General features: G+C 69.8%; 17 protein-coding genes. 2 read left to right on the top strand and 15 right to left on the bottom strand.

Annotation, left to right across the window (positions count from 1 at the left end; translation table 11 throughout):
* Positions 1-12: 12 nt before the first annotated feature.
* Genes Vqi01_RS07535 through Vqi01_RS07470 form a run of 14 tightly spaced genes read right to left on the bottom strand, consistent with a single transcriptional unit; the run spans position 13 to position 16,344 of the window.
* Positions 13-741, bottom strand: coding sequence for a metallophosphoesterase (locus tag Vqi01_RS07535; RefSeq protein ID WP_204033857.1), 729 nt, complete (start codon positions 739-741; stop codon positions 13-15).
* Positions 738-1,724, bottom strand: coding sequence for an EamA family transporter (locus Vqi01_RS07530; protein ID WP_239098242.1), 987 nt, complete (start codon positions 1,722-1,724; stop codon positions 738-740). The genes Vqi01_RS07535 and Vqi01_RS07530 overlap by 4 nt, the downstream gene beginning before the upstream one ends.
* Positions 1,714-2,967 (bottom strand): ATP-grasp domain-containing protein, encoded by a 1,254-nt coding sequence (locus Vqi01_RS07525; RefSeq protein ID WP_204033856.1) that lies wholly within the window; start codon positions 2,965-2,967, stop codon positions 1,714-1,716. The genes Vqi01_RS07530 and Vqi01_RS07525 overlap by 11 nt, the downstream gene beginning before the upstream one ends.
* A 46-nt stretch (positions 2,968-3,013) precedes the next feature.
* Entirely contained in the window at positions 3,014-4,672 is a 1,659-nt protein-coding gene (gene pyrG, locus Vqi01_RS07520; RefSeq protein WP_204033855.1) for a CTP synthase, read from the bottom strand.
* A 38-nt stretch (positions 4,673-4,710) separates the two neighbouring features.
* Complete coding sequence (locus Vqi01_RS07515; protein ID WP_204033854.1) at positions 4,711-6,042, bottom strand: cation:proton antiporter; 1,332 nt, start codon at positions 6,040-6,042, stop codon at positions 4,711-4,713.
* A complete protein-coding gene (locus Vqi01_RS07510) occupies positions 6,029-6,559 on the bottom strand; it encodes a dCTP deaminase (protein ID WP_204033853.1) in 531 nt (176 codons plus the stop codon). The genes Vqi01_RS07515 and Vqi01_RS07510 overlap by 14 nt, the downstream gene beginning before the upstream one ends.
* Positions 6,556-7,101: a hypothetical protein gene (locus tag Vqi01_RS07505; RefSeq protein WP_204033851.1), complete on the bottom strand. Its 546-nt coding sequence runs from the start codon at positions 7,099-7,101 to the stop codon at positions 6,556-6,558. Before Vqi01_RS07505 ends, Vqi01_RS07510 begins: the two co-directional genes overlap by 4 nt.
* Positions 7,098-8,165 (bottom strand): hypothetical protein, encoded by a 1,068-nt coding sequence (locus Vqi01_RS07500; RefSeq protein WP_204033850.1) that lies wholly within the window; start codon positions 8,163-8,165, stop codon positions 7,098-7,100. Before Vqi01_RS07500 ends, Vqi01_RS07505 begins: the two co-directional genes overlap by 4 nt.
* Positions 8,162-8,581: a type II toxin-antitoxin system RatA family toxin gene (locus Vqi01_RS07495; RefSeq protein WP_204033849.1), complete on the bottom strand. Its 420-nt coding sequence runs from the start codon at positions 8,579-8,581 to the stop codon at positions 8,162-8,164. The genes Vqi01_RS07500 and Vqi01_RS07495 overlap by 4 nt, the downstream gene beginning before the upstream one ends.
* A gap of 18 nt (positions 8,582-8,599) precedes the next feature.
* On the bottom strand, positions 8,600-9,160 hold the full coding sequence (locus tag Vqi01_RS07490) for a DUF6031 family protein (RefSeq protein WP_204033848.1): 561 nt from the start codon (positions 9,158-9,160) through the stop codon (positions 8,600-8,602).
* Positions 9,157-11,862, bottom strand: a complete 2,706-nt coding sequence (locus Vqi01_RS07485; protein ID WP_204033847.1) for a DUF6001 family protein — start codon at positions 11,860-11,862, stop codon at positions 9,157-9,159. Before Vqi01_RS07485 ends, Vqi01_RS07490 begins: the two co-directional genes overlap by 4 nt.
* On the bottom strand, positions 11,859-12,635 hold the full coding sequence (locus tag Vqi01_RS07480) for a TIGR01458 family HAD-type hydrolase (protein WP_204033846.1): 777 nt from the start codon (positions 12,633-12,635) through the stop codon (positions 11,859-11,861). Before Vqi01_RS07480 ends, Vqi01_RS07485 begins: the two co-directional genes overlap by 4 nt.
* Positions 12,635-13,858, bottom strand: a complete 1,224-nt coding sequence (locus Vqi01_RS07475) for a hypothetical protein (RefSeq protein WP_204033845.1) — start codon at positions 13,856-13,858, stop codon at positions 12,635-12,637. Before Vqi01_RS07475 ends, Vqi01_RS07480 begins: the two co-directional genes overlap by 1 nt.
* Positions 13,859-13,860: 2 nt before the next feature.
* Positions 13,861-16,344, bottom strand: coding sequence for a dCTP deaminase domain-containing protein (locus Vqi01_RS07470; RefSeq protein ID WP_204033844.1), 2,484 nt, complete (start codon positions 16,342-16,344; stop codon positions 13,861-13,863).
* 300 nt (positions 16,345-16,644) lie between these two features.
* Here Vqi01_RS07470 and Vqi01_RS07465 point away from each other — a divergent pair, with 300 nt between their 5' ends.
* A complete protein-coding gene (locus Vqi01_RS07465; RefSeq protein WP_204033843.1) occupies positions 16,645-17,568 on the top strand; it encodes a helix-turn-helix domain-containing protein in 924 nt (307 codons plus the stop codon).
* 53 nt (positions 17,569-17,621) lie between these two features.
* Here the strand turns inward: Vqi01_RS07465 and Vqi01_RS07460 are convergent, their stop codons facing one another.
* Positions 17,622-18,260: a TetR family transcriptional regulator gene (locus tag Vqi01_RS07460; protein WP_204033842.1), complete on the bottom strand. Its 639-nt coding sequence runs from the start codon at positions 18,258-18,260 to the stop codon at positions 17,622-17,624.
* A gap of 91 nt (positions 18,261-18,351) precedes the next feature.
* On the opposite strand from Vqi01_RS07460, the gene Vqi01_RS07455 reads away from it, so the two are divergent.
* Positions 18,352-19,944, top strand: a complete 1,593-nt coding sequence (locus tag Vqi01_RS07455) for an acyl-CoA mutase large subunit family protein (protein ID WP_204033841.1) — start codon at positions 18,352-18,354, stop codon at positions 19,942-19,944.
* Positions 19,945-20,009 lie beyond the last annotated feature (65 nt).

Below are 20,009 nucleotides of genomic sequence, written 5' to 3'. Positions count from 1 at the left end.
GGCGCTGCCCCCTCAGACCGGCACCGATCGCACGTGGGTGGCCAGCACGCCGTCCGTGTACGTGTGGAACATCAGGGACACGTTCGCGTCCTGGTAGCTCCACGTTTCGGTGTTTTCCCACGGCAGCACCGCGGTCGACACCACGCCGGGGGCCACCAGCAGCGGCAACCCGGCGAACGTCGTGGAGACCGCCGCGTGGGCGTGGCCGACCAGGACCGCCACCACCTGCCGGTGGCGGGACAGGACGGCGGCGAGCCCGGACGGGTCGCGGAGACCGATCGCGTCGATGAACGGAATGCCCAGGGCCGCGGGCGGATGGTGGAACCCCACGAAGGCGGGCGTCTGCGGCGCGGACGCCAGGCGGGCGTCCAGCCACTCCAGCGTGGCCGGTGACAGCCGGCCATGTGCCACGCCGGGGAGCGAGGAATCCGCCAGCAGGATGTGGGCGCCCCCGTGGACGGCCGCCGCCCGCGGGGGTGCCAGCAGCTCGGCGAAGACCGCCGACACGTCGTGGTTGCCGGGGCACACCAGCACCGGGAAACGCTCGTGCAGTGGCTTCAGTACCTCGCTGACCTGGGCGTACTCTGCGGCTGCGCCGTTCTCGGTGAGGTCCCCGGTGATCAGGACCGCGTCCAGGTGGCCGGGTAGAGCGCAGAGATAACGCACCGCCCGAGCGGCCCGCGCCGCCCGGGTCGCCCCGCCGTCCAGATGCAGGTCGCTCAGGTGGGCCAGCACCGTCACCGGCGGCTCCCGACGCTCTGCGTCGTGCCCTCCGCCTCGGCCGGGATCTTGTCCGGCGGGTTGTTGCGGCCGTCTCGCCAACGGGCCCACGCGCCGAGACACATCGCCGCGGACAGCACCAGCACGCCGACGAACGTGGTGGTGGACGGCTGCAGGCGCGGGTCGAGGAACTGTGCCACGTACGTGATCAGCAGGTTCGTGCCGAACAGCATCGAGACGGTGATCGGCTCGGTGCGTACGATGCCCGCCTGGAGCAGGTACAGCGAGATGATCACACCGACGATGCTGATCAGCAGGATCGCGCCGATGTTGCGTGGCGTGTACGGGTCGAAGCTGTCCCGGACGATCAGCAGGCCCAGTGTGGCCAGGATCAGCACGCCGAACCGGGACGCCATCATCTGTTGCACGCTCATGCCCCGGTCGCCGAGGCGTTTGGTGAAGTAGGTGATGGCGGACAACGCGAAGCTGGTCAGCACGCAGTACACCAGGCCCGCGGCCAGGTCGCCCTTTGGCAGCTCGCCGATCGCGGACGAGCCGTGCCACGCCGCCGCGACCAGGAAGACCATCGCGGCCAGCATGCCCAGCGCGGCGACCACCTCCAGCCGCAGGGCCCGTACGCCGGGGCGCAGCTTGAAGCCGAGCGCGATGGTGATGCTCGGGACCAGGCCGAGGATCACCGAGTTCGCCATGGCCGGCTCGAAGACGGTGAACGCGTACAGGACCGCGACCCAGGAGACCATGGTGGCCACGTTCAGCGCGATCACGTCGGGCAGGCAGCGTCGGACGGTGGCGAGCAACGCCTTCTTGTCGCGGCAGATCAGGAAGTAGAAGCCCTGCGCGATGACGAACGAATTGAACGCGATGAACTCGGGAGACAGGTGCTGGACCAGCGAGCCCTCGAACACCGACTTGGTGGAGTTGATGACGCAGTAACCCAGGACCAGCAGGGTGCCCAGGATCGGTGCGTTCCGACTACGCGACATCGTAGAAGCCCTCGCCGTCGAGGTACCGGGCCGTCATGTAGTCGCGCATCATGACGCCCTCCACCTCGTGCATCAGGTGGATCAGCACCGGATACGTCATGTCGTTGATCGTCTGCGCCAACTCCTGGCCAGGGCCGACCCGGGTCAGTCGCCCGTGGTAGCTCTCCAACGCCTCGATCTCGTCCATCCGTGGGTACCCGATCAGCTTCCCGCCGCTCGGGGCGATCATGTTGACGCAGACGGCGTGCCGGAGCGTCTCGTAGTGGTTCTGCCAGTTCGCGTCGAAGGTGTCCGGGTCGGTGTAGGCGGTGACCGTCCACTCCAGCTGGCTGCTGCCCAGCGCGGCCCGGGTGAGCAGCGGCAGTTCGGCACCGCAGACCCGAGCCCCGGTCTCGATCAGCCGTGGGCCGTCCGGGGTCAGCTTGACCTCGGTGTGCGCCGGTCCGTTCACCACTCCGAGCGCGTCCAGCACCTGGCACACGTATCCGACCAGTTGCTCCTGCTCGTGCCCGTCACGGACCATCAGCTGCGAGCCGCCGAGCAGGTCCCGCACCCCGTTGACCCGCAGGTGGTGGGTGCGCCACAGGTCGCAGACGTAGTGCTTGCCGTCCATGCTGACCGTGTTCACGTAGTACTCCGCGCCGACCAGGTACTCCTGCGCCACCACGCCGTCGTTGCCCTGCCCGAGCGCGCTGCGCCGGCCGGTCAGCGTCTCGAACGCGGCTCGCACCTCGGCCGCGGTGCCGCAGAAGTGCACGCCGTCGTTCAGCGCACCGCGCAGCGGCTTGAGCACCACCAGCCGGTCGGTGCCGCCGTACCAGCCGAGCAGCGTGTCCAGGTCGGTGGCGAGAATCTGGTCGGCGGCGGGCAAACCGGCCGCCTTCACCGTCTCGATCATCCGGAACTTGTCCCGCCGGGCGCTGCTCAGCCGGGTTCCGTTGGTCCGCAGACCGAGCGCCTCGCTCAACGTGTCGGCCATCTCGACGCCGCTCTCCGCACCGGCGAGCAGCGCGACCGGCGCGTACGGGCGGATCGCGGCCAACGTGGCGGGCACGTCACCGGCGTGAACGATCGTGTCGAGAAAATCGCCGGCCTGGAACGACGCCGCGAACAGTGCGGGTGGGTCGGGCAGGCTCTGCACGTGCAGACAGTCGTAGCCCGCGGCGTGGAACAGCGGGGCGAGATGCCGTGCGGTCGAGAAGGCGTCGACGATCGCGACGACCGGTCGCTGTGTGGCGCTCATGGTGAATCTCTCTCTCGGCGGATGGGCGCACGGTCTCGGACGCACGCTATCGTGCAGTCTCGCGCACTTTGGACTGTGATCGCCGCACCGCAGCCGCCAGTAGCCCGGCGAACAACGGATGCGGACGGGTGGGGCGGGAACGGAACTCGGGGTGGGCCTGGGTCGCCACCAGATACGGGTGCATCTCCTGCGGATACTCCACGAACTCGACGAGCGAGCCGTCCGGTGACGTGCCGGAGAAGACCAACCCGGCCTTGCCCTGCAACTCGTCCCGGTACGCGTTGTTCACCTCGTAGCGGTGCCGGTGCCGCTCGGACACCTCGGCCGCCCCGGCGTACGCGGCCCGCACGATGGAACCCTCGGCCAACACCGCCGGATACGTGCCGAGCCGCATCGTTCCGCCCAGGTCGCCGTCGCCGCTGACGGTTCCGATCTCCTCCGCCATGGTGGACACCACCGGGTGCGGGGTGTCCGGGTCGAACTCGGTGGAGTTCGCCTCGGTCAACCCGAGCAGGTTGCGGGCCGCCTCCACCACCACGCACTGCAACCCCAGGCAGAGCCCGAGCAGTGGTACGCGGTTCTCCCGGGCGTACCGGATCGCCTCGATCTTGCCGGTGATCCCGCGCTCGCCGAAGCCGCCGGGCACGCAGATTCCGTCCACCCCGGCGAGATGGGCTGCGGCCTCCTCGGGCGTCGCGCAGTCGTCCGAACTCACCCAGCGGATCCGGGCCCGGGCCGAGGCTGCGAAGCCGCCGGCCCGGATCGCCTCGGTCACCGACAGGTACGCGTCCGGCAGGGCCACGTATTTACCGACCAGCGCGATCGTCACCTCGTGCGCGGGCTCGTGCACCCGGTGCAGCAACTCGCCCCAGACCGTCCAGTCCACGTCGCGGAACGGCAGGCCCAGCCGGCGGACCACATACGCGTCCAGGCCCTCCTGGTGCAGCACCCGGGGTATGTCGTAAATGGATCTCGCGTCGACCGCCGCCACCACCGCCTCGCGGTCCACGTCGCACATCAGCGAGATCTTGCGGCGCAGCGCGTCCGGCACCTCCCGGTCGGCGCGCAGCACGATCGCGTCCGGCTGGATGCCGATGTTGCGCAGCGCGGCCGTCGAGTGCTGGGTGGACTTGGTCTTCAGCTCACCGGAGGGGCCGATGAACGGCAGCAGCGAGATGTGCGCGACGAAGACGTTGTCCCGGCCCACCTCGTGCCGGATCTGCCGCACGGTCTCCAGGAACGGCAGCGACTCGATGTCACCGACCGTCCCGCCCACCTCGGTGATCACCACATCCACGTCGGCGGTGGCCCGCTCGCGTATCCGGCGTTTGATCTCGTCAGTGATGTGCGGGATGACCTGCACGGTGTCGCCCAGGTACTCGCCACGGCGCTCCCGCGCGATCACCGCGGCGTAGACCTGGCCGGTGGTGACGTTCGCGGCGGCGCTCAGGTCGGCGTCCAGGAACCGCTCGTAGTGGCCGACGTCCAGGTCGGTCTCGGCGCCGTCCTCGGTGACGAACACCTCGCCGTGCTGGAACGGGTTCATCGTGCTGGGGTCGACGTTGAGGTACGGGTCGAGCTTCTGCATGGTGACCCGCAGCCCGCGGGCCTGGAGCAGGGCACCCAGGCTGGACGCGGTGAGCCCTTTGCCGAGCGAGGAGGCGACCCCTCCGGTGACGAAGATGTGCTTGGCAGATCGGACCACCGGGCAGTGCCTTTCCGTGCGAGAGAGTGGGGGGTTTGTCAACGCACGACCACGTCGTCGGGCTTGCGCTCGGCGGACACGGGTGCCTCCTCGCCGTCGGCCTTCAGCATGCCGCGCCGGACCGCGATCTCCAGCGCCCAGCCGGCCAACTGCGACGTGACGACGGCGGTGAGAACCAGCGTGGTGAACATCGACTCGTTCACGATCCCGGCGTCGTACGCCACCGTCGCGAGCACGATGCCGGGACCGCCGCGGGCGTTGAGTGCCACCGCCAGATTCGCCGAGTCCAGCTCGGAGCGGTGAGTCATTCGCGCGCCCAGGTAGACGCTCGCCGCCTTGGCCACGCAGGCGACCAGGATGAAGCCGGCGGTGAACCACAGGTCCAGCGCGTGCACCAGGTCGAGCCGGAAACCGACGACCGCGAAGTAGATCGGGATGAAGAAGCCGGAAGAGAAGCGCCGGATGGACACCAGAGCGTCGTTGTCGTCCGGTTTGCCGCGCCGCCCGGACATCAGGCCGACCACGAACGCGCCGAAGATCGGGGCCACGCCGAGGACGACGCAGAGCGCGATCACGCAGAGCAGCACGACCAGGCGGACGGCCACCTCGCCGGGCCGCGGCACCGGCGGCCGGTCGCCGGTGCGGCGCCGGATCCAGACCGCGATCAGCGCGGCCACCGCGAAGAACGCGACCGAGACGACGACGTGGTAGACCGCGTTCGCCACGGTCGTGTTGATGCCCAGCAGGGCGACGACGCCAAAGCCTTCCTCGCCGCGGGCGGCCACCATGCCCAGCGTGATCGAGATGATCACGTTGAGCACGATGTCCTCCAGGACGGCCACGGAGAGCACCATCCGGGCGAACCGGGACCGGATGATGCCCAGGTCCAGCATGATCCGGGCGATCACCGGGATGCTGGTGACCGCGATCGCGCAGGCGATCGTCAGGGTCAGCGCGGTGACATTGTTCGCCGGGCCGACCAGGGCCGACGTGTCGATCGCCTTGACCATGAGCAGGCCGATGCCGAACGGCACCACCATGCCGACCAGGGAGACCACCGCGACCGTGTTGCGGTCCGCGCGGGAGAAGACAGTCCGCATCTCGACGCCGGCCATGAACATCAGCAGCAGCATGCCGAGCTGGTAGATCAGCGAGACGCCGACCGCCGCGGGACCCTCGGCGGGAAAGAGCCACTGCTGCGCCTGCGGCGCGAATTGCCCGAGCACGGTCGGGCCGAGCAGCAGGCCGCCGAGGATCTCGCCGATCACCGGTGGCTGCCGGAACCGGGCGAAGAGCCGCCCGACCAGGTGCGCCGCGAGCAGCAGCAGCACCAGGCCGGCGATCAGCTTGAACAGGTCAACGGACGCCACGGCCGTCCTCCAGGCTGAGCCGGGAGACCACCGCGGATTCGGATCCGGAGTACTTGCCGTCGTAGCTGATCGGTTCGCCCTGCATCGACCAGAACGCGATCTTGCCGATCACCATCCCGGGATAGACCCGGACCGGCTGGGCTACCTTCATCTCCAGCGTCCAGGGGAACACCGCGCCGCTGTGCCCGAGCGGGGCGGAGAACTGGATCCAGATGCCCAATGTGGAGGCGGACCGGCAGGCGTACAGGGTGGCCGCGTAGTGCGGACTGCCCATCGCCTCCATGGTGCCGCCCAGGTAGAAGCGCTCCGGTTCCAGGATCATGCCCTCGGGGCCCATCTTGACGTGCTGGGCGGCCGGCGGACGGAAGCAGTCGATGACGTCGTCGGTGTACCAGAGGATGTCCTCGGCGAGCCGGAAACCGTAGCTGTTCGGCTCGATCCGTTCGACATCGAAGTCGTCGATGTGGATGTGTCCCGCCCGCACCTCGGACAGGATCTCCAGGCCGCTCAGGATCACATCCAACCCCTCAGCAGCGTGTGCACCTTGGCGCGGTACTCGTCCAGGCTGCCCGCGTTCTCGATGATCGCGTCCGGGCGGATCTGGTCGATCTGCCGGGTGGAGCGGTCGGCCAGCGACGGGTCACCACGCTCGGCCAGGCGCTTCTGGCGTACGTCCTCGTCGCAGGTGATCCGCAGGATCCGGAAACCGCGCCTGGTCAGCCCGGGGGCGTCGTGGTGCGGGTCGCGCAGGTCGTCGTTGACGATCACGTCGGCGGTGGTCCGATCCAGCCGGGCCACGAAGTCGTCCACGATCGAGGTGGGCCGGATCCGACGCATCGCGTCGGCCAGCGCCTCCATCAGCACCTGGTCCTGGGCTCCTGGGGGCAGGGTGGCACCGGATCGCAGGTAGACCTGCTCCTGGAGGTCGTACAGCGGTTTGGCGAGCTTCACCACCGCGTGCGAAAGGCCCTGTTCGCGGGCGAAGTCGGCGATCAGCAACGCACAGGTGGACTTGCCGGCGCCGGCCAGGCCGACGACGGAGACGCGCAGGGTGGTCACGACCGGGGTTCCTTCTCTTCCGACAGCAGGACGTCCAGATCGATGTCGAGGGTGCCGCGCAGGCGGATCATCTCGACGGTGTCCAGGGCGGTACGCAGTTCGGCCAGCGAGGCGTAGAAGCGCGCGTAGTCCGGCACCAGGTGCGACTGCCAGGTGAAGAACGTGGTGTCCACCTGCCGGTCAACGATCTTGTTGAGATGGGCCCAGCGCTCGTTGCCGTCGGTCAGCCGCCACGTGGTCAGCGGCTCGCCCGGCCTCACCTCGGGCAGCAGCAGTGCGGCCAGCCGCAGCGGCTCGGCGGAGAACTCGGCGCCGACCCAGGACTCGAAGATGTCCGGGTCCATCAGGATCTTGTGGCCCGGCTCGTACGAGTCGATGCTCGCGTCCACGTTCTCCCGGACGAGCTTCTCCAGCCGTGGGTCGGAGCGGATCGTGCCGACCCCGACGTACGGGTAGTCCCGCCACGGGTAGACGGTGATGTGGCCGTCGTCCAGCGTGCAGAACAGCTTGTCGCCGGTGAAGTACTTCCAGCCTGGCCGGCGTAGCACGGACAGCAGCGTGGTGGTCTTGCCGGCGCCCTTGGCCCCCGCGATGATCACCGCGGCGCCGTCCTTGCCCACGCCGGACGCGTGCAGGACCACGGTGCCCGCGTTCTCCTCGTGCCTGATCACCAGATCCCGGACGAAGTCGAGGATCTGCACGGTGGACTTCTCGGTGATCCGGACGGTGAACGTGTTGTCGGTGGCCACGTCGAGCGGCGCGTCCACCAGCGTGGCCCGGTTCACGTAGCGCCTGCGCCCGCCCGCGGTGACCACATGCGCGTCGAAGTTGAACTCGGCCGCGTTGCTGCGCCGCACGATCGACGGCGGGACGTCCCAGACCGCGGGCTCCACGTCGGTGTCCGGGTCGTAGCCGAGCACGGTGATCCGGAACGTCGGCTCGCGCACCGGCCGGTCCGCCATCAGGTGCCGGAAGAAGCGCTGCACCGGCTCGAACACGGGCGCGGCGTCGTCCGCCACGTCGAACGCGACAGTGGTGTGCAGGAAGTTCAGGTAGCGGTTCACGCGTTCTCCGATCCGGCCGGCAGGGCACGCAGCAGCGCCTCCGCGTGGGCCTGCATCGACTGGGCCCACATGGGTTCGAGCAGTGGCGCGAGCCCGTCGACGCCCAGTTCGAAATCGATGACCAGGCGCACCCGGGTGCCGTCGGTGGTCTCGTCCACCACCCAGTTACCGGACATCTCCTCCAGGTCTCCGGTGATCTGCTCGAAGCGCAGCACGGTGTCCGGGCCCGCGGTGTCGCGTTGCACCCAGCTCACCGCACTGCCGTTGAGCAGCACCGTCCACACGCTGGTGTCCCCGTCGGTCCGGACATCCACCACGTGCGGGGCCCTGCGGGCCAGCGTGGCGACGTCCCGAACGGCGGCCCACACCTGGTCGGCGGGGCAGGCGACGCGGGTCTCCGCGATGATCGTCGGCATCTCGTCCCCCTCTCTTCCTCAGGCGGCTTTGATCGACGAGGCGAGGAATCCGATGTCCAGGCCGGCTTCCCGGGCCAGCCGGGCCCACACCCGCATGGTGCGCAGCATGTCTCGCTGCCCCTCGGCGACCAGGCGGTCCGGCAGTTCGCCCGGAAAGCCATCGAGCAGTCGCTCCCACAGCACGTAGATGTCGTCCACCCGGCAGGTGTCGCCGCCGAACTCCTCGTCCAGGCCGAACACCGCGGCCAACTGCGGGCCGGTCGCGTCCATCACCTCGTGCATGCCGTACTCCAACGCCAGCGCGAGGCAGTGCGCGTCGTCCACCGGCTGCCGGCCGGCCAGCCGGTAGTCCACGTCGAGGAGTTGCTCGAGGAAGCGCAGCTTCGCCGCCTGCTGCATCTGCGGCTGGTCGGCGCCGCCCTCCAGGTCCTCGATGTACGCCCGTCCCTCGGCCAGCATCAGCCACGCGGCCTGCACCCACGCCTCCACGGCTGCCTGGCTCGGCATGGCGTGACCGGCGCGTACCGAAGGGAACGCGGTGATCCCGGCGGCCGGTGACATTTGGTTGGTGTCGGTCATGCGGCCGGCTCCTCGTGGCGGTACGTGATGGAAAGGCGGGCGGCGCCGGCGCGCAGCGCACGCAGCAGGGTGCCGGCCGCGCGGGTGTCCAGCCGGGCCAGGTCGGCCAGCCCGACCGGGCCGTCGGTGAGCGGCAGCGACGCAGCGCCGGGCAGCACCACGCCGGCGCCGTTGCCGATCAGCAGCGACGCGTCCGGCAGGAACGGCATCAGATTGCCGCCCGCCTCGGCGTGCACCTTCACCCCGGTCGCGGTGCCGGTGGCGCTGGCGACGTCGAGCGCGAGCGACACGTACTCGCCGGCCAGCGGACGACCCGCGGCGGACGGTTCGAGCGCGGCGGCGACCGACTTGCGCAGGCTCTCCAGCGTGGTGGCGACCGCCTGCACCCGGTCGTTGCGCCAGCAGCCGTCGGCGACCAGCCGGGTCCAGCGCAGCACGTACCACTTGCGGGTGGTGTAGACGTCGCCGTGGTACGACAGCAGCGCGTCCATCAGGTGCACCAGCGTGTTGTAGGCGTACCCGACCCGCCCCCGGGTCTCCCCGGCCGTCTCGGCCAGCGCGGCGTACGCGGCCTGTTCCAGCGCGTTGTGCAGCGACTGCCGGCTCCACACGGTGGCCAGCGCGGGCAGCCAGTCGAGGTACGGCGCGTCGCCGTCCATCGTGACGCCGTTGACGATCCGCTCGGTCTGCTTGCGGCGTGGCTCACGCTTCCTGTCCCAACCGCGGATGCCCGCCACCGTCTCGCCCGGCGGCAGCGCGGCCAGCCGTTCCAGCTCGTCCAGGTTGGACGTCAGCTCGGCCTCGGAAAAGCTCACCACCTCCAGGTGGTGGCCGTCCTGGAAGATCTTCGTGGAGATCCGCGGGCCGTCGATCGCGGCCTGCTGGATGCGGATGAAGTCCAGGTCACTGGTCGGGTTGGCCAGCCCGTGCACCGGTGAGCTGGTGAGCAGCAGCAGGCCGGGGCCGACCCGCTCACGCATCAGCCCGGACAGCCAGTGCGGGTCCAGGTCGCGGCCGGCGAGGAAAGCCCGGACGTGCTCGGCGCGGCGTGCCGTCAACTCCTCCGGCGACAGCGCATGCGGAAAATCGGGCGGATTACCCATGAAGGACATCTTTCGTCGATCGGTACGGGATTGAGCGGTCACCTGGCGGCAGACGAGCCGCGCGGGTGCCGTGTTGTCGATGACGCCGGGCGCGGAGCCGGCGGCGATGCCGGGCCCGACCGCCGCGTGGACCGCGTGCAGCCGGTCCGAACCGGTCCAGACCACGTGCGCGCCGACCTTGCGCAGCGGCCGGACGTACGGCGGCGCACCGGCCAGCCCGGCCGTCGGCTGGTAGTCGTCGTGCAGGGCCACGAACGTCACCCGCGGATCGCCGGTGTCGTCGCCGTCCAGCGGGCGACCGTCCGGCTCAAGGAAGCGCATTGGTACGGGAAGTTCGCGCAGCACCGCCTTGACGCGGGGCATCAGGCCGTCCTCGGTGACGTACAGCGCACCGTTGTTGGCCGGGTGGTAGAACGCCCGGGAGCGGTCCGGGTCCAACTCGCCGCCCGCGTCCACGGCCGCCAACCCGGCCGCCACCAGTTGGTCGTTCAGGTGCACCAGGTGCGCGCTGCCGACCATGCCGTGGTCCGCACCGAGCACGACCGTGTCGTCGGGTCGGGCCGCGTCCAGCACCCGGCCCAGGATCTCGTCCGACCAGCGGTAGCAGCGGCCGATCAGCGACCAGATCGCGTCGGCGATGTCCGGCCGGTACGCCGCACTGCGCTCGTCGCAGAAGCCGAGCATCTCGTGCCCGACGTCGTCGGTCATCGGCAAATAGATCACCACGAGGTCGGCGTCGTGCCCGGCCAGCACCGCGTCGGTGACCGTGCGGAACGAGCGCATCGTGCACTCCACGGAGGACAGGAAGAACTCCTCCGCCGATCCGTCACCGCCCTCGGCGAGCCGGGTGCCGAACGTTTCGGCGCGGTACAACGGGCCGACCCCCTCACCGGCGAACGGCAGGCAGTCGCGCATCCGGTCCAGCAACGCCTGATCCGCACCGCCGTACCGGGGGCGCCACACGCCGGTGTGCACCAGCAGCCGCCGCTCGCCGATCCGGACACAGGCCAGCCAGGTGCCGACCCGCTCGCCGGTCAGCCACACCGGCTGCCAGCCGCCGTCCGGGGTGAGCGTCACCTCGTCGTGGGCGCTCACGCGTACACCGTCGGCGGTCGCCTCGACGGTGACCGGGTGCGGGCCGATCAGCCACTCGCGGGCCGGTCCCGGCGTCACCTCGGTCACCGCGTGCCGGACCGTGCGGCGGCTGTACGCCTCCACCGCCGCGTCCACGTACGACCCGACCGCGTCATCGCCGTCGAAGACCCACGGCACGTGCACGAACGCCCCGCGCACACCCAGCGTCTCCCACACCGGCGGCACGGCCGGGAACTGCGGGCCGAAACCGCTGATGTGGCTGCCCAGCCCACGCGGACCGGCGCCCGGCACGGTGTAGCCGGTGACGCCGTGCTCGGCGGGCCACGTGCCGGTGAACAGGGTGGCCAACGACGGCGGGGTCTGGCAGTTCGGATGCGCGGGGCGTGCCGGAGCCAGCATCCCGTGCGTGCGCAACCGGCTCACTGCGGGCAGCGCGCCCTGCCGCTCCAGGCGATCGACCACCCAGTGCGCCGCGGCGTCCCAGATGACCCAGTACACGGTCATTCGGCGGTCAGCTCCCGCAGCAGCGCGGGCAGGCCGGCCACCGAATCCACCTCGTGGTCGGCGTTGCCGGTGAGCCCTTCGGCGCTCTGGTCCGCGTACTTGCCGGTGCGCACCTGGACGGTCCGCAGGCCCGCGGCCCGGCCACCGGCCACGTCCGTGGTGGCGTCGTCACCGACCACCACGCACTCCGCGGCCTGCGCACCCAGCGACGCGGCGGCCAGCCGGAAAAAGTCCTCCGCGGGCTTGCCGAGCACCCGGGCGGTGACGCCGGAGGCGTACTCGATCGCCGCGACCACCGCACCGGTGTCGATGTGGTCGCCGTCGACACGCTTGAAGTACCGGCCGCGCTGCAACGCGAGCAGTTCCGCGCCACCGCGGACCGCCCGGAACGCCTCGTCCAGCGCCGCGTAGTTCAACGTCTCCCGGCAGTCGCCGACCAGCACATGGGTGTACGGCCCCGCGGCGGCCACCGTCGGCATCAGCCCGATCAGCTCCCGGGAGAGCAGCGCGTACGTCCGGGCGCCCGCCGCGGTGAGCAGTCGTTGCGCGGCCACCACCGGGGTGAAGAGTTCGTCTGCGGCGACCGTGAGCCCGTACCCGGCCAGTTCGACGCGGATCCGCTCGGCGGTCTTCGAGTCGGTGTTGGTCAAAAAACGCACACCCAGACCCAGTTTCCGCAGCTCGGCGACCGCCTCGGTGGCGCCGTCGATCACTTTCTCGTTGGCGTACAGGGTGCCTTCCAGGTCGAGCAGGACCGCGCGTACCGCCGCCATCAGCCCACCGTCCGGGCCAGCTCGGGGCGGGCCGCCACGGCGTCCTTGAGGAAGGTCCGCTTCGAGTAGTAGCCGCGCTCCGCGTTCAGGCCGCGCTCACGCAGGAACGCCTCCAGCCACTCGGCGACAGCGGCGAGCTCGGTGAGCACCTCGGCCTCGTCCGGCTCCACCGCGGTACGGCTGCGCAGGTACTCCAGCTCGCACTGGTTGAGGGTGACCTCGCGGGCCTCGACCAGGCTGCAGTGGTCGAAGAAAATGCCGTACACGTGGCCGGTGCGTACCGACTCGAAGTTGATGTCGTAGCGGACCCGACGGAACGACGGCAGCCGGACGGCCTGGACCCCCAGCTCCTCGCGGATGTACCGCTCGAACCCGCCGTCGTCGGCCAGATCCAGCCCGTACGTGTGGCTCTCCCGGCGTGCGAACGTGTCCTCGGCGTACCACTTGCGCTTGAGCAGGTGCTTGCCGTCGGTGGTCGGGATGAACGAGGCGTAGCCGCGCTCCTGTTCGCCCGGACCGGTCACCTCGAACAGGTGGTTGAGGTAGTCCCACGCCTGGAACTCGTCGCGGTACTCCATCACGTAGCCGGGCAGTGTGCCGGTGCGCATCCGCTCGTACAGCTCGACGGTCGACGTCCAGGTGTCCACCGGCGGCGCCAGGGTGTACTTGTACTCCAGCTCCTCGCCGCTGAAGCATTTGCGGTAGTAGCGCTGGTGGTTGTTGAGGAACAGGAACTGCTCGGCGTGCAGGCGTACCGCATCTGCCAGCCAGCCCAGCGCGGTCACGTCACCGGCGATCGCCTCCGGGGTGATTCGGATGAAGCAGGCGTCCTCGGCCAGGAAGCGGATCTGGCTGTGCACATGCGCCCGGGCGCCGTCGGCGGTCACGTAGAACAGCGGGACCAGCGGGCCACCGGCGTCGGAGACCGCGGCCACCGCCTCGCGCACCGCGACGCCCGGCAGCATGCCCGGGAACAGCTCGGTGCCGTCCGCCTTCGCCGTGCCGGTGCGGGTGCCGTCCACCGTGCGCGACAGCAGCTCGACCGGGCCGAGCGCGTCCCAGGAGAGCACGACGGTGTTGCTGGGGAAGTCGGACTCGACCGGGGCGGGCAGCGGCACCAGTACCACCGGGTCGGTGCCGGCGAGCGGGGCGGTGCCGTTGAGCAGGTGGAGCCCGCCGAGGACGAGCCAGGCCGTACGGCCGGACACGGCATTGGAAAGCACGTTCATTCTCCCTTGCGGCCGGTCGTGGTGACCACGCCATCGCTGATCACTGCATCGTCACCCTCGACCCCGGCGGCGGCCACGGCCGGCACGCCCGCCTCGCGCAGCAGGATCGCCAGATGGCCCAGGGCCGAGCCCTGGTCGAACACGAAACCGGCGACGTGGTCGATGAGAACGCTGAGCACCGCGTACGGCCGGGCGGCCACCACGATCGGCTTCTCGTCGTACGCCTTGACCCGTTCCAAGATCCGGGCCAGGCCCTCGTGCTCGCTGACGTCCTGGGACTTGTCGATGCTCACCGCGGGCCCGATGGAGAGCCGGCGCAGCAACTCGTCGTCGTCCAGCCGCAGCAGGGGGCCGCGGGCGGTGCCGGGCGAGATGCACACTTCGCCGTGCGCCACCGAGACCGTGTCGTGCCCGCCGAGGACCGAGTAGTCGACGAAGTAGAGCCGGTCCCCCTCGAACACCCACTCCAGGGTCACCGGGCCGTACTTGGCGTGCATCGCCGCGGTGAACCGGGCGATCTGGTCCAGGTGCGGGCGCAGCACCCTGCCGCTTTCCGGCATCCGGACGTTGGCGTCCGCGTCGAAGCCCTGCGCCACGTCGGTGACCACGATGGTCTCGCCGCCGGCGATGCCCCGGTTCAGCGCCATCAGACCCTCGGGCGTGTACTCCACGACCAGCCCGCCGTCCCCGGCCAGCCGGGAAATCACGCCGAGCCTGCCGCGGATGAAGTCGCGCACCAGCACGGCCTGCAACGTGGTGCCGTCGGCCTTCGCGCCGGTGGTGGCGGCGAGATTGTCCAGCACGTCGTCCTTGGCGACCACGATCTGCCGCAGGGTGTCACCGAAGTCGAGCACGCACTCGTCCGACCCACCGCTCAACGTCTCGCGCAGCCTCGCCGCGGTGGCCGGGTCGCAGAGGCCGCGGCCGTTGAACTGGAGCACCCAGCCGGCGCCGGTGCTGACGCCGTTCTCGTGTGCCATCCGGTGCGCCGGGCCGCGCTTGGCCACGTAGCTGCCGTACACCGCGGCCACCTCGCCCAGGTGGAACGTCGCCGGCAACTCGTCGAAGTACAGGCGGTACGCCTGGACCAGCGGCTCGGCGCTGCTGCGGGTCAGGTTCCGGGTGGCGGTCAGCGGGCGTACCTGGATCAGATGCACGCCGTCGGCATCCGCCGCCCATTCCACGTCCACGTCCTGCTCGCGGGTGCGGCGCAGCTCCTCGACCAACTCCACGACCTGGCACAGCACCGCGGCGTCCGGGGTCTCATCGGTGATGGTGGTGGAGCTGACCCGGGTCGGCACCGCCACCCCGGCCACCAACTCGTCGGACAGGCCCTCGACGTACTCGATGGTCACCGCGTCGTCGCCGTCAAGGCCGGTGAACGCCACTCCGGCCAGGGTGGGCTGGATCAGCTTCTGCACGATCACCGCGAGCCGCGGCGCCGGGTCGAAGTTGCCGGCCCGGATGCGGGCGGCCACTGCGGGCGCCTCGTAGTAGGACCGCCAGCACTGCTCCACCGCGGCGATCACCGCGTCCGCGCCGGTCACGCCCAGAATCGACTGGTGCACTCCGGCCAGGCTGGAGGCCTCGGTGTCCTCGTCCAGGCCGGACGACCGGACTGCCAGCGGCACCTCGGCGTCCTTGCCGTACACCTCGGCGAGCCGGGCGTGCAGCAGCTTACGGGCGTCGTCGGGCAGCCGGATGCCGTCGCCGATCTTCTGGATCTTCGCCACCGAGTCGGCGAAGAACGCGCCCACGGTGGCGCGCAGGTCCACGAAGGCGTCGGCGAGCGCGGCTTCCTGCTCGTCGGTCAAGGCGTTGGTGAACTCACCGGCCGGTACCACGAACGCGCTGGGCACCCGGAACCGGTAGCTGGACGCGGCCAGTTCGGCGAACTTCGGGCCGACCTCGGACACGTCGATGGAGGCGCCCAGCCCGGGGAAGCGCTGCCGGGCGAACTGCTTGTCGAAGTCCACGTGGATGTCGCTGGATCGCGGGCCGACCGAGCCCTGGTACTTGCCGTCGTAGAGCAGAATCTCGCCGCGCGGCTTCCACCACATCATCTGGCCGATGTTGATGCCCGGGTACACGCGTACCCGGTTCATGCTGTAGAGCTGGAGCGTCCACTGGCCGGTGTAACCGATGTCACCCAGGCTGGCGGAGAGATTGATGAACAGGCCCAACCGTGCCACCGACGAGCGGGCCGCGAACGTCGGCGCGTAGTGCTCGCTGCCCAGCACCTCGATGGTGTGCGCGAGGTAGAGCCGGCCGGGCTCCAGCACGTACCCGTCGTCCGGGATCTCGATTTCTTCGAATTCGTTGGTCCGGCGCGCGTCGAGCGGCATCTGCTGGTAGACGCGCAGAGTCTTCCCGAGCCGGAAGTTATAGCTGTTCGGGTTGACCTGCTCCGGGGTGAACGGCTCGATCGTGATGCGGCCGTTGGCCCGTTCTCGCGCGATCTCGGACCCGGTGAGAATCATGTGCCACCAATCTTCATGGGCTGCCAAGTGACCTACGCCGGAGAGCAAAGGGTCGCTCTCCGGCGTCACGCGGTTACAGCCATAGCAGCTTGGCACCCTCCACTTTGGTGCGTCTGCCCGCTCGCGGGGGTATAAGTTGCATGGCAGCTTGTTGCACTACCCGCAAACCAGAGGGAAAGCGAACACAAAGGATCTATGAACGAACGCCGCCCCCGGGACGAGCACCTACGCATGGTTTATGGCTATGTGCTGCGTCACGAAGTGATTCAGAACGCATCGGGCGGATTGGGATTGTCGTCAATGGAGGTACACGACGCGGTGGCCTATCTGATCGGTCTCGGTCTGCTGCGTCACCAGTCGGGCGACCGCTTCGTCGCGGTGCCCCCGCACGAGGCCGCCGAACACGTGCTGCGTCCGCTGGAGCACGAGCTACGCGCCCGCCGCGCCGAGATCGACGACGTGCGGGACCGGCTACGCGACTTCGTACCGCTCTTCGAGGCCGAGCGTCCGAGCCTGGCCGCGCCGGCACCGGTGCAGCGGGTCGAGTCGCTGGCCGCCGCCCGGGCGCTGATCGCTGAGCTGAGCGAGGCGTGCACCGACGAGATCCTGAACGCCCAGCCCGGCAACGGACGGTCCGGCGGGCTGCTGGAGGAGGCCGCGCTCCGGCACCCCATGCCGACCCGTGACGGGGTCCGCATCCGCCTGCTTCACCAGCACGCGGCCCGCCTCCATGCCGGCGTCCGAGCACACCTGGATCGGGTGCGCGCCGCGGGCGCCGAGGTGCGCACGATCGGCGACGAGTTCGGCCGCCTGCTCGTCTTCGACCGCACGGCCGCGCTGATCGAGGCACCTGACAGTCCAGCCGTCGCCGTGATCCGCAACGCCGACGTGGTCGGTTGGATGGCCCACCAGTACGAGCGGCTGTGGCAGGCCGCCGAGCCGTACCGCACCGGCCCGGACGCGCAGGCCGGCATCGCGCAGGGCCTGACGGACCTGATCGCCCGGCTGCTCTCCGAGGGCCTGACCGACGCCGCGGTGGCCCGACGACTGGGCCTGTCGGTACGCACCTGCCGCCGGTACGTGGCCGACATGATGGCCAGTCTCGGGTCGGAGAGCCGCTTCCAGGCCGGTTACCTGTTGGCCAGCCGGGAACTGCGCGGCCTGTCCGTGCCGCCGGCGCTGGCGCCGCCCTGCGGGGGACAGGCCCCCCAGCGCGGCTCCTAGAGCCGCCGGGCGTCGGGCCAGGCCCTTCGCCGCATGCCACCCCCGTTTCGGGCTCAGACGGCGCTCGGTGAGCTTTGTCGGCTGCTGTGCGCGATCAGCGGTGCCATGAGGTCGGCGATCGTCGTCAATGCGGCTTCCAGGGCAGGGTGGGGATCCTCCGTGCCCCCAGATCGCAGCCACTCGCGGAGGACCTGGTTGTGAGCGGCGACGAAGGACGCGGCCGCGACATGGGCCGCGAGGGCCGCCTCATGGGTGTTCGGCAGCCTGCTCCGCAGGTAGTCACTGAGCACCCGCTCGTACCTGGCGACGCTGGCGACCTCACGGTCTCGAAGAGCCGCGACCTCGCGCGTCAGCCGGTAGCGGGCGAGTGTCTGTTCTGGCGCCGCCATGAAGCTCTCGAAGATCAGCCTGGTCGCCTCGGCCACGGCAAAGATCGGCTCGGTCTTCGTTGACGCGCCGAGGTACCAACGCACGCGGTCCAGGACCGAGTCGTGATCAGGGAAGATCACGTCTTCCTTGGAAGGGAAGTGCCGGAAGAACGTCCGCCGGGCGACGCCCGCAGCCGTCGTGATGTCATCGATGGTGGTGCTTTCATACCCGTGGAGCGCAAACAGTTCGAAGGCGGCCCGGGCCAGTCGCTCCCGGATGGGCTCCCCTGCTGGCGGCACCGCCAGCGGGCTGTTCGGGTACATGGTGGAGACCATACACGCTTTCGGGATTGGGTGACACATCACAGACACCAAATGCTTGATGTCTGGCACTTAGTGCCAGTAGAGTCTCGGCATGTCTGTGCCCCCGCCAGCCCATAGCGAATCCGGCCTTTCCATCGATGTGGTCTACGACGAATCGTCGCTGCAGGGCTTCGATCCGAAGGCCAAGCTGGGCGCGCCAGGAGAATTCCCCTTCACCCGCGGCGTCTACCCGACGATGTACACCGGCAGGCCGTGGACGATGCGGCAGTACGCGGGATTCGGCACGGCCAAGGAGTCCAACGAGCGCTACCACCAACTGGTCAAGGCGGGCACCGGCGGCCTGTCCGTGGCCTTCGACCTGCCGACGCAGATGGGCTACGACTCCGACGAGCCGATCGCGCATGGCGAGGTGGGCAAGGTCGGGGTGGGCATCGACTCCCTCGATGACATGCGGACATTGTTTCGCGGCCTGCCGTTGGGCAAGGTCAGCACCTCGATGACCATCAACGCGCCGGCTTCGGCCCTGCTGTTGCTCTACCAACTGGTCGCCGCCGAGCAGGGCATCATGGGGCACCAGCTCACGGGCACGATCCAGAACGATGTGCTCAAGGAGTACATCGCCCGGGGCACCTACATCTACCCGCCCAAGGAGTCCCTGCGGCTCATCAGCGACATCTTCGCCTACTGCCGGAAGGAAATCCCGCGCTGGAACACGATCTCCATCTCCGGCTACCACATGGCCGAGGCGGGGGCCACGCCGGTGCAGGAGATCGCCTTCACGCTGGCCAACGCCAAGGAGTACGTCCGCGCGGCGATCGCGGCCGGGCTCGACGTCGACGATTTCGCCCCGCGGCTGTCGTTCTTCTTCGTCGCCCGGACCACGCTGCTGGAGGAGGTGGCGAAGTTCCGCGCGGCGCGGCGGATCTGGGCACGCATCATGCGGGAGGAGTTCGGGGCGAAGAACCCCAAAAGCCAGATGCTGCGCTTCCACACCCAGACCGCCGGCGTGCAGCTGACGGCCCAGCAGCCCGAGGTCAACCTGGTGCGGGTGGCGTTGCAGGGACTCGGGGCGGTGCTGGGCGGAACGCAGAGTCTGCACACGAACTCCTACGACGAGGCCATCGCACTTCCGACGGAGAAGGCCGCCCGCCTGGCACTGCGCACCCAGCAGGTCATCGCGTACGAGACGGACGTCACCAAGACGGTCGACCCGTTCGCCGGCTCCTACGTCATCGAGGCGATGACCGACGACGTGGAGGCGGCCACGGTGGAGCTCATCCAAGCTGTCGAGGACCGCGGCGGCGCCGTGGCCGCGATCGAGCAGGGCTTCCAGAAGAGCGAGATCGAACGCTCGGCCTACCAGACCGCGCTCCAGATCGACCACGGCGAGCGGACGGTGGTGGGGGTGAACCGGTTCGCCCTGGACGAGGAGGAGCCGTACGAGCCGCTGCGGGTCGACCCCCAGATCGAGATCGACCAGCGCGAACGCCTCGCGGCGCTCCGCGCGGAGCGTGACAATGACGCGGTCGGGCGGGCCCTGGATGAGCTGCGCGCCGCGGCGTCGGGCCGCGACAACGTCCTCGTGCCGATGCGCGAGGCGCTGCGCCAGCGAGCCACGGTCGGCGAAGTCAGCCATGCCCTGCGTGACGTGTGGGGCGTCTACGTCCCGCGCGACTCCCTGTGACGTGTCGACAAACCGCCGGCCAGCCGTTTCCAGCCAGCCTCGCCTCAGCAGACAAGGACAGCATT

This window comes from Micromonospora qiuiae (assembly GCF_016863555.1).
Lineage (GTDB): Bacteria > Actinomycetota > Actinomycetes > Mycobacteriales > Micromonosporaceae > Micromonospora > Micromonospora qiuiae.
This window is presented reverse-complemented; position numbering and strand designations above follow the sequence as displayed.